This is a genomic window from Ameyamaea chiangmaiensis (assembly GCF_013376175.1).
Lineage (GTDB): Bacteria > Pseudomonadota > Alphaproteobacteria > Acetobacterales > Acetobacteraceae > Ameyamaea > Ameyamaea chiangmaiensis.
Genome location: NZ_JABXXR010000256.1, coordinates 1 through 2,379, shown reverse-complemented (window position 1 = coordinate 2,379; position 2,379 = coordinate 1). Strand labels below are relative to the sequence as shown.

The following is a 2,379-nucleotide window of genomic DNA, read 5'->3' as shown; positions in this document are numbered from 1 at the left end:
GGGGCGTGCGAGGGCGGCGCGGTCGTTCAGTCCGCCCCAGCCGTGCCAGTCCGGCACCAGAACGGAGCCGGGGCCGGGCATGTGCCGCAGCAGGCGCGGGATATCGAGTGTGTCCTGATAGAGAAGGTCGGGCCGCACGAACAGAAACGCGTCATACGGGATCGTGTCGATCGCGGTGAAGGCGCGCCACCCCTGCCGCAGGGCAAGAAGCTGGTTCAGGAGATTGCCGACCGATACCCATCCGTCGTGAAACGGGTCGCTGGTGCGTCGGCACAGGGCGAGAAGCGGGGCGATCTCGTCGTCGCGCTGCCGCCGCAGGGCGTAGTGGTCGCAGCCGAGGTCGAGGATGCTGCCGCCATCCAGCGCGACCCCGATTTCACCGGTCCGTGGATTGTCGATCCGGTCCGCGATGTTCAGGAACCCCCATGTGGTGAAACGAACGCCGCGTGCGTGGTTCGGCGCCACGATCAGGCGCCGTATGGCTTCGGCCGGGGCGGCCGTGTTGCGGCACAGGCCGTAATAGATCAGGGCGATGCGGATCAAGACGGCCACCCGGCCGGATGAGCCGCGCTTGAGGGGTGCGGGTCCTGGTCGGCGGCGACGGGACGCGGGGCGCCGACCGCAACTCCGCCGGGCGGGTGCCGTTGCCATTCAGAGCCGCCATGGAGGACTATCATGTCCCACACCTACGCCAGTGACATTCCCCCGCCTGTGCCAGAGCCGGGCATCCCACCCGTCCCGCCCGGACCCGGGCGCGTACCATGGCAGGATCCGCCCCCTGACGAAGCGCCGGGGACCGACCCTCTGGATGATCCGGACGCCGATATCGTGCCGCTCGACCCTGATGACGACACGCTGATCGATCCCGCGATCCAGCCGCCCGGCGTGCCGATCGGCGAACCCGGCGCCGGACCGGATGAAGACGAGCCCGATCCCGATCGGCAGTGGGAGCCACCGGACGCGCCGCTGTCGGTCTGACGCGACCAGTGGGCCTGCTTGAGGCACAGGCCGATACGCGGGCGGTGGAGGTGGTTTCCGTCTGTAACATCCCTGCCGTGCCGAAAACCCTGCGCCGTTGCCGCCTGGGCGTGTAGATACGTAATGAAAGTATTGTCCCGAACATCTTTCATCACCGCTCCGATTCGAGCCCTGTCGGCCTGTTGAGGGCCGTCTCCAGGCGCCGGTTGGCCATAGAGCATAACGGCGGGGAAGACCCCGCCGTTTTCCATGACGGACGTCAGTGCCCGGTCGGCGGCATGTGCGTAGCGTTCACATATGTCATGCCGAAAGGTCCGCGACCCACGACTTCCGCCACCATGGACGCATTTCTGGTCTCGAGCGCGTGGGCGACGCCCTTGGGCAGCACGACGAAGCCGCCCGCCCCCATGGTGCGTGCGCTGGCGTGCTGCATGTCCGGTCCGATGTAATGCACAAAGCTGCCGGACACGACGGTAAGCATCTCGTCCATTGAATGGGTGTGGAGCGGAAAGAGCGTGTGAGGTGGCATCATCACGCGGATGGCAAAGGGTCCGTCCTTGGCCGGATCGCCGTACAGCACGGCGTATTTGACCGACTTCGGAAAATCTTGCGGCCCGGGCTGCCACGCGACGTCTCGCGCCGCGGGAATGACGGTGGCGCCAGAGGCGTCGGTGTCGGCCCGGGCCGATGATGTCATGAGGGCGGCGGCGAGATATCCGGCGGACATCAGTACAGCGGGTATGCGCATCAAGCGTGCATCCTTGTCAGGGTGTGACGCACCAGGATGCAGCTTTTTCACCACGATGCGAATGGCGTAACGAACCCATCCGGAAAACCGGGTCCCTGTCCGGCGCGTTGGTCTTACCGGATGGCGCAGATGACCACGACGACGGGGGTGACGGCCAGCAGAATCCATGCGCCCATCGCGGCTGTCGCGACCGCGCGGGCGACGCGGTGGCGGGCGACGCGGCCGAGACTGCGGCGACCGGCGGGGGTGTGATGGTCTGCGACAGGAGCGTTCATTGAAACATTCATTGTGCTTGCCCTCTGCTAATCCGTATCGCGACAGCTTTCGGAGGCCGCGCCCGCGCGTTCAAGTAACCAATCGTCACCTCTGTCGACGCTGTGCAACGAGCCACCTGAAACGGTCGAAACTGTGACGAATTAAGGCGACATTGCGATAACGGCCGCTGCGGACGGCGCTTCAGGCGTCCGCCAGCGCCATGAAACGCGCCGCGTCCGTCACGTCCCGGGCGATCGTCGCCAGTCGGGCCCGCGCCTCCGGATCGTCGCCCCACACGTCCAGTTGCGCCTCGTCATCCAGCGTTGCGAGGGCCGTTGCCTCGGCCGCGTCCAGACGGCCATCGGCCAGGGCAAGGCCGAGCACGAGACTGCCGAGCG

Annotated in this window: 4 protein-coding genes and 1 pseudogene; 1 reads left to right on the top strand and 4 read right to left on the bottom strand. The window is 66.7% G+C overall.

The features are described from left to right. Positions 1-543, bottom strand: a 543-nt coding sequence (locus HUK82_RS16050) for a hypothetical protein (protein WP_218061620.1), incomplete at its 3' end; no start/stop codon positions are given. A 132-nt stretch (positions 544-675) separates the two neighbouring features. On the opposite strand from HUK82_RS16050, the gene HUK82_RS16045 reads away from it, so the two are divergent. After that, a complete protein-coding gene (locus HUK82_RS16045) occupies positions 676-978 on the top strand; it encodes a hypothetical protein (protein ID WP_176614887.1) in 303 nt (100 codons plus the stop codon). Between the two features lie 259 nt (positions 979-1,237). On the opposite strand, the gene HUK82_RS16040 is transcribed toward HUK82_RS16045, so the two are convergent. The 3 genes and pseudogenes from HUK82_RS16040 to HUK82_RS16030 all read right to left on the bottom strand — a co-directional run. Continuing rightward, the gene (locus HUK82_RS16040) at positions 1,238-1,726 is read right to left on the bottom strand and encodes a cupin domain-containing protein (RefSeq protein WP_176614886.1); all 489 of its coding nucleotides are present in this window, start codon (positions 1,724-1,726) and stop codon (positions 1,238-1,240) included. Between the two features lie 113 nt (positions 1,727-1,839). Next, positions 1,840-2,001: a hypothetical protein gene (locus tag HUK82_RS16035; protein WP_176614885.1), complete on the bottom strand. Its 162-nt coding sequence runs from the start codon at positions 1,999-2,001 to the stop codon at positions 1,840-1,842. Between the two features lie 181 nt (positions 2,002-2,182). After that, positions 2,183-2,379: pseudogene (locus HUK82_RS16030) on the bottom strand (chaperone, ATP12); the annotation flags it as partial.